General features: G+C 64.3%; 12 protein-coding genes. 4 read left to right on the top strand and 8 right to left on the bottom strand.

What is annotated here, in order from left to right:
* From lexA to ftsH, 3 genes are all read right to left on the bottom strand, one after another.
* Positions 1 to 441, bottom strand: a 441-nt coding sequence (gene lexA / locus BG35_RS0102240; RefSeq protein WP_034416595.1) for a transcriptional repressor LexA, incomplete at its 3' end; no start/stop codon positions are given.
* A gap of 114 nt (positions 442 to 555) precedes the next feature.
* Positions 556 to 1,482: an ornithine carbamoyltransferase gene (gene argF / locus BG35_RS0102235; RefSeq protein ID WP_025781511.1), complete on the bottom strand. Its 927-nt coding sequence runs from the start codon at positions 1,480 to 1,482 to the stop codon at positions 556 to 558.
* A 22-nt stretch (positions 1,483 to 1,504) separates the two neighbouring features.
* Entirely contained in the window at positions 1,505 to 3,376 is a 1,872-nt protein-coding gene (gene ftsH, locus BG35_RS0102230) for an ATP-dependent zinc metalloprotease FtsH (RefSeq protein ID WP_025781510.1), read from the bottom strand.
* A gap of 76 nt (positions 3,377 to 3,452) precedes the next feature.
* Between ftsH and BG35_RS12575 the strand changes: the two genes are divergently transcribed.
* The 3 genes from BG35_RS12575 to BG35_RS0102220 all read left to right on the top strand — a co-directional run bounded on the left by BG35_RS12575 (position 3,453) and on the right by BG35_RS0102220 (position 5,889).
* Positions 3,453 to 3,758 (top strand): hypothetical protein, encoded by a 306-nt coding sequence (locus BG35_RS12575; RefSeq protein WP_152535129.1) that lies wholly within the window; start codon positions 3,453 to 3,455, stop codon positions 3,756 to 3,758.
* Positions 3,759 to 4,130: 372 nt separating this feature from the next.
* Positions 4,131 to 4,439 (top strand): hypothetical protein, encoded by a 309-nt coding sequence (locus tag BG35_RS0102225; RefSeq protein ID WP_025781509.1) that lies wholly within the window; start codon positions 4,131 to 4,133, stop codon positions 4,437 to 4,439.
* Between the two features lie 46 nt (positions 4,440 to 4,485).
* Positions 4,486 to 5,889 (top strand): phospholipase D-like domain-containing protein, encoded by a 1,404-nt coding sequence (locus BG35_RS0102220; protein ID WP_034416599.1) that lies wholly within the window; start codon positions 4,486 to 4,488, stop codon positions 5,887 to 5,889.
* A gap of 14 nt (positions 5,890 to 5,903) precedes the next feature.
* On the opposite strand, the gene hemB is transcribed toward BG35_RS0102220, so the two are convergent.
* The 3 genes from hemB to BG35_RS0102205 all read right to left on the bottom strand — a co-directional run bounded on the left by hemB (position 5,904) and on the right by BG35_RS0102205 (position 10,230).
* Positions 5,904 to 6,905, bottom strand: a complete 1,002-nt coding sequence (gene hemB / locus BG35_RS0102215; RefSeq protein WP_025781507.1) for a porphobilinogen synthase — start codon at positions 6,903 to 6,905, stop codon at positions 5,904 to 5,906.
* Positions 6,906 to 7,024: 119 nt separating this feature from the next.
* A complete protein-coding gene (locus BG35_RS0102210; protein WP_025781506.1) occupies positions 7,025 to 8,239 on the bottom strand; it encodes a type II secretion system F family protein in 1,215 nt (404 codons plus the stop codon).
* A gap of 5 nt (positions 8,240 to 8,244) precedes the next feature.
* Positions 8,245 to 10,230, bottom strand: coding sequence for a GspE/PulE family protein (locus BG35_RS0102205; protein ID WP_152535128.1), 1,986 nt, complete (start codon positions 10,228 to 10,230; stop codon positions 8,245 to 8,247).
* Positions 10,231 to 10,326: 96 nt separating this feature from the next.
* On the opposite strand from BG35_RS0102205, the gene grpE reads away from it, so the two are divergent.
* On the top strand, positions 10,327 to 11,214 hold the full coding sequence (gene grpE / locus BG35_RS11365; RefSeq protein ID WP_025781504.1) for a nucleotide exchange factor GrpE: 888 nt from the start codon (positions 10,327 to 10,329) through the stop codon (positions 11,212 to 11,214).
* Here grpE and dnaB read toward each other — a convergent pair.
* On the bottom strand, positions 11,211 to 12,593 hold the full coding sequence (gene dnaB / locus BG35_RS0102195; RefSeq protein ID WP_051506099.1) for a replicative DNA helicase: 1,383 nt from the start codon (positions 12,591 to 12,593) through the stop codon (positions 11,211 to 11,213). The genes grpE and dnaB overlap by 4 nt on opposite strands.
* Positions 12,594 to 12,662: 69 nt before the next feature.
* On the bottom strand, positions 12,663 to 13,000 hold a 338-nt coding region (rplI, locus tag BG35_RS0102190), incomplete at its 5' end, for a 50S ribosomal protein L9 (protein ID WP_025781502.1).

Below are 13,000 nucleotides of genomic sequence, written 5' to 3'. Positions count from 1 at the left end.
GGCTCCGTTGGGCAGGGCCTGGATGTCGGTCACCGGCTTCATCACCACCACGTCCCCGTTGATGATGTGGGCGCCAATCATGCTGTCGTCGCAAACAGTGAGGGCAAACAAATCCTCCCCCTTGCGGAACGTCTGCAACTCCAGGCGCACCCCCACATCGGGGAAGATCTTCACCAGCCCGCCCGCAGAAACCGTTCCCAGAACAGGGATTCCCGTGGGGGGGACAACGGTCAACCGTAAGGTGCGGGCTCGGCCGGGCTGCCATTGGATCCAGCCCTTCTTCTGCAGATAGCGCAGGCGACTTTGAATGGGCGCCGGTGAGCGCAGGCCCATGGCGTTCATCATCTGGCGGATGGATGGAGCATGGCCATGGCGGGTGAGAAACTCAACGATCCAGTCGTAGAGTTCCTTCTGGGCAACGGTGAGGGGTGTGGGCTTCATCAGCCATTCGGATGGTGAATACAGATGTACGGGATTCTCCGGCATTTGTCCAGGCCATGGGCCGGATTCTCCTGCTCATCGTTCATGATCCTCCACACCATTGGGTCCGGGGCTTCACGCCAGATCCAGCAACAGGGCCAGCAGGGCTTGCTGGCCGTAGAGGCGATTCTCGGCTTGCAGAAACACCCGACTTGCCGGCCCTTCCAGCACCTCGCTACTGATTTCCTCCCCCCGGTGGGCCGGCAGGCAATGGAGCACAACAGCATCCCGGGCCGCCTGGGCCAGCAGCTTCCCGTTCAAGCAATAACCGGCAAAATCATGGCGGCGCTGCTGTGCCGCTGCTTCCTGCCCCATGGAGGACCACACGTCGGTGTAGACGGCCTGGGCGCCACGGCAGGCTTCCACAGGATCGTGGAGCACGGTAACGGTGCATCGCCCCTGGCTCAGCCGCTGCGCCCGCTGCACCACGGCAGGATCCGGTCCATACCGCCTGGGGGTTGCGACCCGCAGGTGAACACCCAGCAGGGCAGCGGCCAGCAGGAGGGAGTGGGCCACGTTGTTGCCGTCCCCGATATAGGCCATGGTGAGACCGTCCAGGTGGGAGAAGCACTCCTGCAGGGTGAGGAAGTCCGCAATCACCTGACAAGGATGCTCCACGTCGCTGAGGGCGTTGATCACGGGAACGGCGCTGGCCTGGGCATAGGCCTCAAGATCCTCCTGGGCAAAGGTGCGGACCGCCAGGGCGTCCACGTAGCCACTGAGAACCCGGGCCGTATCGGCAATGGGCTCGCCGCGTCCCACCTGGGTGCTGTCGGGGGGAAGGTCCAGGGTTTGCCCCCCCAGCCGGGCCATGGCCACCGCAAAACTGACCCGGGTGCGGGTGGAAGGCTTGGAAAACAAAAGCCCCAGCACCTTGGGGGCGCCGGGGGTGGACAACCGGGTCTCGCCCCGTTTCAAGGCCCCCGCCAACTGGAGCAGACGGCGCCACTCCTGACGACTGCAATCCTCAACCCCAAGGAAGTGGCCACCAGGGAAGGTCATGGTAGGGGCTGCCAAAGGGCCTTTATACCTGAACAGGTTCAGGGGCCTTGCACTGATTCAGCAGAGTTTGCAGCTCCTCTCCCTCGATCACCTCCTTGTCCAGGATCTTCCGGGAGATCAGTTCCAGGGACTCCCGGTTGGATTCCAGAATGGCCAGAGCGTGGTTGTGGGCATTGTCCACCAACTGGCGCACCTCCCGATCAATGGATTGGGCTGTGGCGTCACTGACGGCGCGGCGCGGGTTGTTCCCCTGGCCAAGGAAGCGGTTGCCGGTCTGACGGTCATAGGCCAGTGGACCCAGCACCGTGCTCATGCCGTAGGTGCTCACCATCTGCTCGGCGATGTCCGTGGCCCGTTGCAGATCGTTGGCTGCCCCCGTGGTGATCTTGCCAAAGACAATTTCCTCGGCGGAACGTCCCCCCAGCAGGGTGGTGATCTGACCCTGCAGGTCTTCCTTGGAATTGAGGAAGCGATCCTCCGTGGGCAACTGCAAGGTGTAGCCCAGGGCGGACATGCCCCGGGGGACGATGGAAATCTTGGCCACCTTGCTGCCGCCGGGAACCATGTGGCCCACGATGGCATGGCCCACTTCATGGTAGGCAACGATGCGCTTTTCATCGTCGGCGAGAACGCGGCTGCGCTTCTCCAGGCCGGCCACAACCCTCTCGATAGCCTCCTGCAGATCCGCCTGGATCACCGTCTTGCGATCAGCCCGGGCCGCCAGCAGGGCGGCCTCGTTGACGAGGTTGGCCAGATCCGCACCCGCAAAACCGCTGGTGGCGGCGGCAATGCTCTCCATGTCCACACTGGGATCCAGCTTCACCTTGTTTCCGTAGATTTCCAGAATGGTGCGGCGACCGCTCAGGTCAGGGCGGTCAACCAGCACCTGCCGGTCAAAGCGACCAGGTCTCAGCAGGGCCGCATCAAGGGTTTCCGGCTGGTTGGTGGCGGCCAGAACAATCACGGGCTTGTCGGAGACGTTGAAGCCGTCCATCTCCGTGAGCAACTGGTTGAGGGTCTGCTCCCGCTCGTCGTTGCCCCCCACCACACCCATGGATCCGGAACGACTTTTGCCAATGGCGTCCAGTTCGTCGATAAAGATGATGCAGGGGGCTTTCTTCTTGGCTTGTTCGAATAGGTCACGCACCCGGGCTGCCCCGGCGCCAACAAACAGCTCAACAAATTCCGAACCGGAAATAATGAAGAACGGAACGTTGGCCTCTCCGGCAACCGCCTTGGACAGAAGGGTTTTCCCGGTTCCGGGAGGGCCCACCAGCAACACGCCCCGGGGAATCTTTGCCCCCAGAACAGCATAGCGTTGTGGTTTTTTCAGGAAGTCAACAATTTCCGTAAGTTCCTGCTTGGCCTCGTCTACACCGGCCACGTCAGCGAAGGTGACCCGTGATTGCTCATCGGGAACATAGACTTTGGCCTTGGAGCGGGTAAAGCTGAGGGCCCCCTGCCCGCCGCCCATTTGGCGTCGTGTGAAGAACTGAAGCACCAGGATAAAGATCACTGGCGGCACCACCCAGCTCAGAATGGTGGTGAACACACTGGGGCGCTTGGGGGGCGCGGCGGCAAACTCCACACCGTGCCGCTCCAGCCGTTGGGGCAGATCCATGTCAAAGATGGGCGTGGTGGCCAGTAGGGAAGGCTCTCCATTCATCGGCTGTTTGAGTTCATAGCGGATCTGGTCCTGGGTGATGTAGGCCCTGGCTACGCGCTCGTCACTCACCTGGTCGATAAAGAGGGAATAGGGAACCCGGGGCGCCTGGGAGGCGGAACGCGGCAAGAAACTGCTGAGCAACAACAACACGCCAACCCCCACCAGAATAAGGTTGACCAACCCGAAACGTCGTCGGGGTCCGTTGTTGTCTTGGCGCTGAAGAGACAAGAGAGCGAAGCGGCTGGTTTCACGCTAAGCCGCAGATTTGGCTCCAGGGGAACGGTTTTCCGAACGATACGGAGCCGTGAAGCCATCAGGGAACAGTGATTGTTGTGGCGCTCCCCGTTGGCTTGCCGTGGCTGAGGCGCCCAGGGTTGGCATCGGCGCCATCGTCATCCGACATTTGGGTTCCCTGTGGGCGATTCTCGCCCTTGCGGCCCGGAAATCGCGATGCAGCCCCCTGTCCTCCCTGGCCTTGTCCACCCTGGCGCTCACCCGCAGCGCCGCGAACCCCACGTTGCCCGACGCAGTACCTGACGCAGTGCCCGTGAACGTCTCCACCGCCTGGTGCGGGACGGACTGTGGAGCGGCTCCCCTTCGTTGTCGTTGACGGTGCTGCCGGCACCCTCGGTGTAGCTGCCGGTCCTCGGCAAGATCGCGAATCGATAAAGGCTACCCCGATTCTGGATAAGACCAGGAGGAGCTTGAGATGCTGGGCATGGGGTCAGGGATACCGACTTTGCTCATTTTAACTTTGGGTTGCGCCTGGGTGGCGGAACAAGATCTCTTCCCTGGACTCCCCTTATCCAAAACTCGGGTTAATTGTGCTTGAAGCTTCCGGTGTGTGTGGTGCGGGTCCAGTTGGCCCGTGTTCTGGCCCAACTCTGGGCGGGGCCGGCCATGGGCGGGGGGAGATTGGCTGCTTCTGGCGGTGGGGGATGGGGGAACGGGGGAATGCTGAGGGTGTTTGCACCATTGCGCCATGGTTCGTCAGGAGCAACTGGCCCGGGCCCAGGGCCGCGCCTCGGTCGGCGCCGAGCTTCATGCCCTCTGTCTTCAGGGCCGTCACCTGGACGAGGCCCTGCTGGATGCCCATGAGCAGCGATGTCGCCAGGATCACAGAGAACGGCTGGAGATTCTCCACAGCATGGGACGCCAGTCGGATCCCCACTTGCACCACTACCTTGAGGGTCAGTTGGAACGCCTGAAGCTGGTGCGGGCCTCCCTGCAACGGGGCCGTGATCCCGGTCTCGTTCCTGGCGCGGCGGAGAATGATGCCCACTCTTCCTGAGGCTCTGGTCCACCCTCGCCAGCGGCCAACGGGCCGGGCCAACGTCTTGAAGCGCTTGCCTGTGGCCGCCCCCTTGTTGCTGTTGCTGGCATCCTGCGCAGCGGATTCCCGGTTTGTGGGGCAGCAGCAGGTTGCGGGACCCGCCGCCGCTGCCGACGGCATCAGTGTGTATTTCAACCAGCGCCGCCAGGCCCGCTACCCTAGCCCCCTGACGGGAACCATGCGCCAGGGGGACGATCTGGAGCAGGTGGTGCTGGACGCTGTTGCCGGAGCGCGGCGCAGCATCAGCCTGGCGGTGCAGGAGTTGACCCTGCCCCGTATCGCCCAGGCCCTGGTGGAGCGTCACCGCGCCGGGGTACAGGTGCGGGTGGTGCTGGAGAACAGCTACTCCACCCCATGGAGTCGTCAGCACCCCTCCGAGTTGGACGACCATGCCCGGCGCCGCTGGCAACGGCTCCACGATCTGGCGGACAGGGACCGGGACGGCGCCGTCACCCAGGCGGAGCGCCGGGCGGGGGATGCGGTGGCGCTCCTGCTGAACGACGGTGTGCCCCTGGTGGACGACACCGCGGACGGCAGTGCCGGCAGTGGGCTGATGCACCACAAATTCCTGGTGGTGGACGGCCGGGAGGTGGTCACCGGCTCAGCCAATTTCACCAGTTCCGGCGTCCACGGCGATGCAGGCGCCCCCAAGTCCCGGGGCAACGCCAACCATGTGGTGAGGATTCACTCCACCGCCCTGGCCGGTCTGTTCGAGGAAGAGTTTGCCCGCCTCTGGGGGGACGGCCCCGGTGGCCTGGAGGACGGCCGCTTCGGCCTGGGCAAGGGGGGCGGCGGCAGTGTGGGGCTCCGCCAGGGGGAGGGCCGGTTGGAAGTGCTGTTTTCCCCCCATTCCCGGGGGGACGACAACAACGGTCTCGCCTTCATTGAACGGGTGCTGGCTACGGCCCGGGAGCAGGTGGACATGGCCCTGTTCGTCTTCAGCGATCAAGGCATTGCCAACCGCCTGGAGACCCTGGCCCGGCGGGGCGTCACCATCCGCCTCCTGGTGGATCCGGGTTTTGCCACTCGCAACTACAGCGAACTGCTGGACCTGGCGGGGGTGGTGCGCCCCGACCGTCGTTGCCGCATCGAGGCCGGCAACAAGCCCTGGCCGCCGGGTTTGGCGGAAGTGGGCATTCCCCGGCTGGCGCGGGGGGACAAACTCCACCACAAGTTTGCGGTGGTGGACAACGCCACGGTGATCACCGGCAGCTTCAACTGGAGCCCTTCGGCAGCCCATCAAAACGACGAGACCTTGCTGGTGATCCATCATCCCAAGGTTGCCGACGCTTTCCGGCGCGAGTTCGGCCGCCTCTGGCAAAACGCGGAACTGGGGGTCACGCCCCGCCTTGAGAGACTGCTGGAGCGGGATCGATTACGCTGCCCGGAAACCGTGAACCTGTCCTGACCCTTCCCTTGCCTTCAACCCTCCCGTAGCCAACGGGCGGCATCGGGCGCATGGTAGGTGAGAATCAGATCCGCCCCGGCGCGACGGAAGCAGAGCAGGGTTTCCAGCACCAGCCGGCGCTCCTGGATCCAGCCCCGTTCCGCCGCGGCCTTCACCATGGCGTACTCGCCGCTCACGTTGTAGGCGGCGATGGGCAGCGTGCTGTTTTCCCGCAGCTTGGCCACAATGTCCAGATAGGCCAGCCCCGGTTTCACCATGAGAATATCGGCCCCCTCGTCTTCGTCCAGATCCGCCTCGGTGAGGGCTTCCCTGCTGTTGGCCGGGTCCATCTGATAGGTGTTCTTGTTGGTGGGGACGGGTTTATCGCCGCTGGCGCGAGGGGCGGAATCCAGCGCATCCCGGAAGGGGCCGTAGTAGGCCGATGAGTACTTGGCGGTGTAGGAGATGATGCTCACGTCAACGAAGCCGTGGTCGTCCAGGGTGGTGCGGATGGCTTCCACCCGGCCGTCCATCATGTCGCTGGGGCCAATGAGATCCGCGCCGGAGCGCGCCTGGGCCAGGGCCTGCTGGCAGAGAATCTCCACCGTCTCGTCATTGAGAATCACCCCGTTGGGGCTGACGATGCCATCGTGACCATCGCTGGAATAGGGATCCAGGGCCACGTCGGTCATGATCGCCATGTCCGGATGTTCCGCCTTGAGCCGACGAATGGCGCGGGGGATCAAGCCGCCTTCGTTGAAGCACTCGGCGCCGTCCTCGCTTTTGAGGCCATCGGCCACTTTGGGAAACAGCACCACGCAGCGGATGCCCAGATCCCGGGCGCGCCCCACCTCGTCCCCCAGGGCGTCAAGACACCAGCGCTGGCAACCGGGCATGGAGGCAATGGGTTCGTTCCTGGCCCCCTCATGCACAAAGAGGGGATAGATCAGATCCGTGGCCTGCAGAGAGGTCTGGCGCACCATGGCCCGCAGGGCAGGGGTGCGCCGCAGACGGCGGGGGCGGGGCAGCAGGTCCAGCATGTGGAGGCAACGGCTTTCGGGATCCTACGGAATCCCCTTCGACCCCCAGCCTCCCGCCTGGATCCCTGGTACAAAACCCGAGTTTTGGATAAGGATGTCGCCCACTCTCCGCCGCCCTACTGAATCTGGTCGAACACGGTGAGCATGGGCAGATACATGGCCATCAGGATGGAGCCGACGATGCCCCCCACCACAAGGATCATCATGGGCTCCACCATGGCGGTGAGGGTTTTGAGGGTGGTGGTGACCTCGGCTTCGTAAAAGTCGGCGATTTTGGCCAGCATGACATGCATCCGGCCGGTTTCTTCGCCAATGGCCACCATGGTGATGGCGGTGTGGGGGAACACGTTCCCCGACCCCAGGGCGGTGCTCAGCAACTCCCCTTCTTCCAGCCTGTGCCGGGCCTGGGCAACGGCACGGTCCATGACCCCGTTGCGGATCACGGCCCGGGCAATCTCCATGGCGGCAAGAATGGGCACACCCGCACGGGTGAGACAAGCCAGCGTGCGGCAGAACTGGGCGGTGGCGGTCTTGCGCAGCAACGGCCCGAACACCGCCATGGCCAAGGTCCACTCATCCCACTGCCGCCGCCCCCGGGGGGTGTTGCGGGCCATGGAGAGCCCGGCAAGGGCCAGCAGCGCCACCAGCAAAGCCGCCACGGCCCACGGTGAGCGCAGCCAATGGCTCAGGTTCACCATCGCCTGGGTGAACAGCGGCAACTCGGCGCCCAGCTCGGCAAAGACTCCGGCAAAGGTGGGGATGAGGAAGAGGGTCATGCCCAGAAAGGCCCCCACCGCCATGATCAGAATCATCAAGGGGTAGGTGACGGCCTGCCGGAGCTGGTTTTCCAGCTTGGCGTTGCTCTCCAGAACCACGGCCAGGTGGGCAAGCACCTCGTCCATCACCCCGGCCGCCTCCCCCGCCATGACCATGGCCACGGTCATGGGATCAAAGATGCGGGGCCAGCGCTTCATGGCGGCCCCCAGGCTGTCCCCCTGGCGCACGTCCAGGGAGACGGCGGCCAGGGACCGCTTGAACAGGGGGGAGCGTTGCTGCTCGGCCACCAGATCCAGACCCCGCACAATCGGTACGCCGGCCCCCACCAGGGCGGAAAGCTTGCTGGCCCAGACAGCCCGTTCCCGGCGACTGGGGGGGCGCTGGACCGTGAACCTCCACCCCGCTGACGGGGGGCGCTCCGGCAGGGGCTGGATCCTGAGGGGGGTCAACTGGCGGCGCTGCAGGATGCGGCGCGCCTTCACCAGGCTGGCGGCCGTCAGTTCCACGGTTGTGGCGGCGCCCTGCTTGTCGCGACAGGTGGCGGTGTAGCGCATGGTTGTCATCCGGTGGGACGCTGGTGCAGGCAGTAGGGGCACTCCAGCCATTGATCCCGCAGCCCGGCGCCGCAGCCCGGACAATTGAGGGAACTGAGGACCCTGGCCCGTCGTTCCGTGGCCAGACCCACATCGGTCAGTAGCACCCGCTCCACCTCCTCCAGAGTGGTGATGCCCTGGCGCACCAGTTCCAGGCCGTAGCCCAGCAGGGTGGTCATGCCCCCGGCCACTGCCATGCGGCGCAGGCGATCCGTGGTGACGCCCCGGGCCACTGCCGCGGCAATCTCCTCCCCCACCGGCAACACCTCGTAGACCCCCACTCGGCCCCGGTAGCCACTGCCGCCGCAGTGGCTGCAGCCCAGCGCTCCCGGGGCGCTGACACAAGGGCGATAGAAGCGCAGTTCCGTGTCCTGACCGGCCAGAAGTCCCACCCTGGCCAAGTCTTCGGGCTGGGGGCGGTAGGGCACGGCACAGGCGGGACAGACACGGCGCAGCAGCCGTTGCGACACCACCCCCAGTAGAGAGGCCGCCACCAGAAACGGCTCGATGCCCATCTCCTGCAGGCGCACAACGGCGCTGGAGGCGTCGTTGCAATGGAGGGTGGTGAGCACCAAGTGACCGGTGAGGGCAGCCTCGACGGCAATTTTGGCCGTCTCCTTGTCCCGGGTTTCCCCCACCAGCAACACGTCCGGGTCCTGGCGCATGAAGGCCCGCAGCACCATGGCGAAATCCAGGCCCTTCTCCCGGTTGACCTGGGTCTGGGTAATGCCGGGCAGAGTGTATTCCACCGGATCCTCCACGGTGCTGATGTTGATGCCCGGCTGGTTGAGCAGGGCCAGCAGGGCATAGAGAGTGGTGGATTTCCCTGAACCGGTGGGTCCTGTGACCAGAACCATGCCGTGGGGGCGGGTACCCATCTCCTGCACCGAAGCGCGCACCGCCGGGTTGGTGATCAACTGATCCAGACCCAATTGCACCGTGCTGTGATCCAGCAGCCGCAGGCAGATCTTTTCCCCATGACGGCTGGGCAGGCTGCTGACGCGGAAGTCCACGGTGCGGCCCTGGAAGCGGCGCCGGATGCGCCCGTCCTGGGGAAGCCGCCGCTCGGCAATGTCCAGGTCCGCCATGATCTTGAAACGGGAGGTGACGGCGGGAATCACCTGTTTGGGCAAACCGCTGTAGGTTTTCTGCAGCACCCCGTCCTGGCGCAGACGCACCACCAGTTCGTTTTCCTGGGGTTCCACGTGGATGTCGCTGGCCCCCTGGCTCAGGGCTTGCATGAGAATCTTGTCCGCCATGGCCACCGCTGGCGACGTGTCCTCCGCTGCCGCGGTTGCCGCCAGGTCAGGGTCCTCGGCACGGCTGTTCCCCTCGCTGGCCTCGCCAGGCTCGCCGCCGGGGAGATGGTGGATCTCCATGGTTGGCTCCTGAAGTTGCAACCGGGCCAGAACCTCCCGCAACTCCGCCGCCAGCGCCAGTTGAAACACGGCCACGGCCCCCTGTTGACGGACAAGGGCTTCCACCTCTTGCCGCCGCTTGTCACCACGGCCTGCGGCCAGAAGGACGGTCACCCGACGATCACCGTCCCGCCATTGCACCGGCAGGCACAGCAACCGATTACAGTGCTCCAGAGGCAGCAGCCGTTGACACAATCCCGGCAGGTCGTCCGCCTGATTCACCACCTGCTGCACGTTGGCCAGGCGGCATCCGTAGAGCAACTGTTGCTCCAGACGTTGCAACTCCTGCAGATTGGGGGCCAGTGGGTGGCTGGCGAGGGAGTGGCCAGCCAGATCCCCAAGAACCCGGGTCAAACTGTCCCCACTGCTGCGACAGCGCTGAAAGGCCGTGCGCAGTTGCTGATCGCTGCAGAATCCCTGATTCACCAATTGCCACCCTGCTTCCGGCAGTGGTCCTGGGGCGGTTGGCGTCAATGCCGGGAAGGGCTGACTGATCACGTTACCGACTTGTGAACTGGGCTTCAGACTGCCCACGAAGTGCGGCCTTCCCCCACAACCAGCCCTTGTGACCAGGAACCGGGAACCGCCAAGATGGATTGTGTTCAGCAGTCCAGTCCCTCACCTGTCGTTATGAGCAGCCAGAATTGCAGCCAGCCGATCCCCTCCCCCCACCAGGAGGAGGCGCCCCTCGCTGGCGCTGCCACCCCCACCCCATCCGAGCACAAGCCGTCTCCAGGCCCTGCGGCTGAATCCTCCGCTCAACAGGACGGTGGATTGGACCACCCGGAGCAAACGCCGGAATCCAGCCCGGTTGCGGCTGGTGGTGGCCCGGAGCCAGGGGGAGATGCAACCCAGGCGGAAGTGGAGGAAGGCGTGGAGCAGCCGCTGTCGCCAAGTTCCGGGGAGTCCGTCGAGGAACGGGTATTGAAGCTGGAACGACGGCAGGAGGAGGTCTCCGACAACGGGGAGCAGCCGTCGGCAAGCCATGGGATGTTTCTTGAGGAACGGGTGTTGAAGCTGGAGCAATGGCAGGAGACCATGAACCAGCAGTTCAAGCAGCAGCAGCGGCAACTGGAAGAAAAAGATAATCAGATCATGCGACGTGCCGCTGAATTTGATAACTTCCGGCGGCGCAGTGAACAGGATAGAGATAAGCTGAGGCTTCGCCGCACTTGTGAGGTTTTGCGGGAGATATTACCTGTTATCGATAACTTTGAGAGGGCACGTAAAGCCCTGTCTCCCGACAAACTTGAGACACTGCATGCCCAGGACGTTCATCAGAACTACCAAGGCATCTATAAGCAATTGGTCACCGCCTTGAAGCGGCTGAACGTGTCGTCCATGAAGGCTGAGGGCCAGGCTTTTGATCCGTCTCTCCACGAGGCGGTGATGCGGGAGCCCAGCCGGGACTATGAAGAGGACGTGGTGATGGAAGAATTGCAGCGTGGCTACCACCTGGATGGCGAGGTGCTGCGCCATGCCATGGTGAAGGTGTCCATGGGGCCTGGACCGGCCTAGGCGGCCAGGTTGCGGAAGCGGGTGTAGCGGGATTCGAAGAGGAGCTTGACGGTGCCCACCGGACCGTTGCGGTGTTTGGTGACGATCACCTCCGCCAGGCCCTTGTCCTGGGTTTCCGGATTGTAGTACTCGTCCCGGTAGATCATCAGCACCAGATCGGCGTCCTGCTCAATGGAGCCGGATTCCCGCAGATCACTGAGCATGGGCCGCTTGTTGGTGCGGGATTCCACGCCGCGGTTAAGCTGGGAGAGGGCCACCACGGGCACCTGCAACTCCCGGGCCAACTGCTTCAGGCCCCGGGTGATGACGGAAAGATCCTGGGCCCGGTTGTCCGAGTTGGAGCCCTCCATCAACTGGAGATAATCCACCACCACCATGCCCAGTGCCCCCCGCTGCTGGGCCATCAACTGCCGGCACAGGGAGCGCATCTCCATCACGCTGCTGTCGGGCTTGTCGTCAATGAAGACGGGAAGCTGGCTCAGGCTGCTGATGCCCTGGCCCAGCAGGGGCCACTCCTCCTCACCGAGGCGACCGGTGCGGAGGCGGCCACTCTCGATGCCCGTTTCCATGGACAGCAGCCGGTAGGTGAGCTGCTCCTTGCTCATCTCCAGGCTGAACATGCAGACGGGCAGTTGATGGAGTGCCGCCACGTTCTTGGCCATGGTGAGCACGATGGAGGTTTTCCCCATGGCGGGGCGGCCGGCAACGATGATCAGGTCGCTGCGCTGCAGCCCCTGGGTGATGGCGTCCAGGTCGTAGAAATTGACCGGGATGCCCGCCACCGAGTCCCCCATGGAGCGGCTCTCGATCTCGTTGAAGGTGCTGGTGAGGATTTCCACCGCGGGAACCAACCCCCCCTGGGGGCGTTCCTTACCGACGGAAAAAATCTTCTGCTCCGCTTCATCCAGCAGGCCGCCCAAGGGCCGCCGCTGATCAAAGCCCAACTCCATCACCTCGCTGCCCACCTTGATCAGTTGCCGCCGCAGGTATTTGTCCATCACCAACCGGGCGAACTGGTCGATGGCTGCGGTGCTGATAATGCGCTCCACAAGCTGGGCCAACCCCATGGCGCCGCCCACCTTCTCCAACTGGCCCGCATCCGCCAGCCACGTGGTCATGGAGGTGAGATCCGTGGGTTTGTTCTGGCCGTAGAGCGTCAGGGCGGTGCGGAAGATCTGCCGATGGGCGGCTACGTAGAAGGCGTCTGGTTGGAGGATGTCCGCCACCCTGGCCATGGCCTCCGGATCCAGCAGGATCCCCCCCAGGACGGCTTCTTCCGCCTCCAGATTCTGGGGCGGCACCTGATTGGGAAGGGCATTGAAGGGGTTGCCGCCGCTTGGCTCGGCATCACCCGACGACCGCGGCGCCGCCGGGTCCATGGGCTGGGGCGGGTTGGCGGGAGCGGTCACCATGACGGCAGGGGTGGCGGCCTCAACAAGGCATGGAACCTACCCCACCACGGAAAGCTTCACCTCGGCGGTAATGCCGCTCTGGAGACGCAGCAGGGCGGTGTAGTCCCCAACGCGATGGATTTCCGGCACTTCGATGTTGCGGCGCTCCACATCTTTCCGGGTGGCTGCGGTAATCGCCTCCGCCACGTCCCCGTTGGTGACCGTGCCAAAGAGCACCCCATCGCTGCCCGTGTGTTTGCGGATCTTGAGGGCGCCGATGGTGGCAAGGGCGGTGCGGAACGCCAGCGCCTCCTGAAGCAGGGCTTCCCGGCGCTCGGCTTCCTTGGCGCGATGATGCTCAACCTGCTTGAGCACAGCGGCGGTGACGGGCAAGG

The sequence above is a fragment of the Candidatus Synechococcus spongiarum SH4 genome (assembly GCF_000586015.1).
Lineage (GTDB): Bacteria > Cyanobacteriota > Cyanobacteriia > PCC-6307 > Cyanobiaceae > Synechococcus_B > Synechococcus_B spongiarum_F.
Note: the sequence above shows the minus strand (reverse complement) of the source record. Positions and strands in the feature narration are given on the sequence as shown.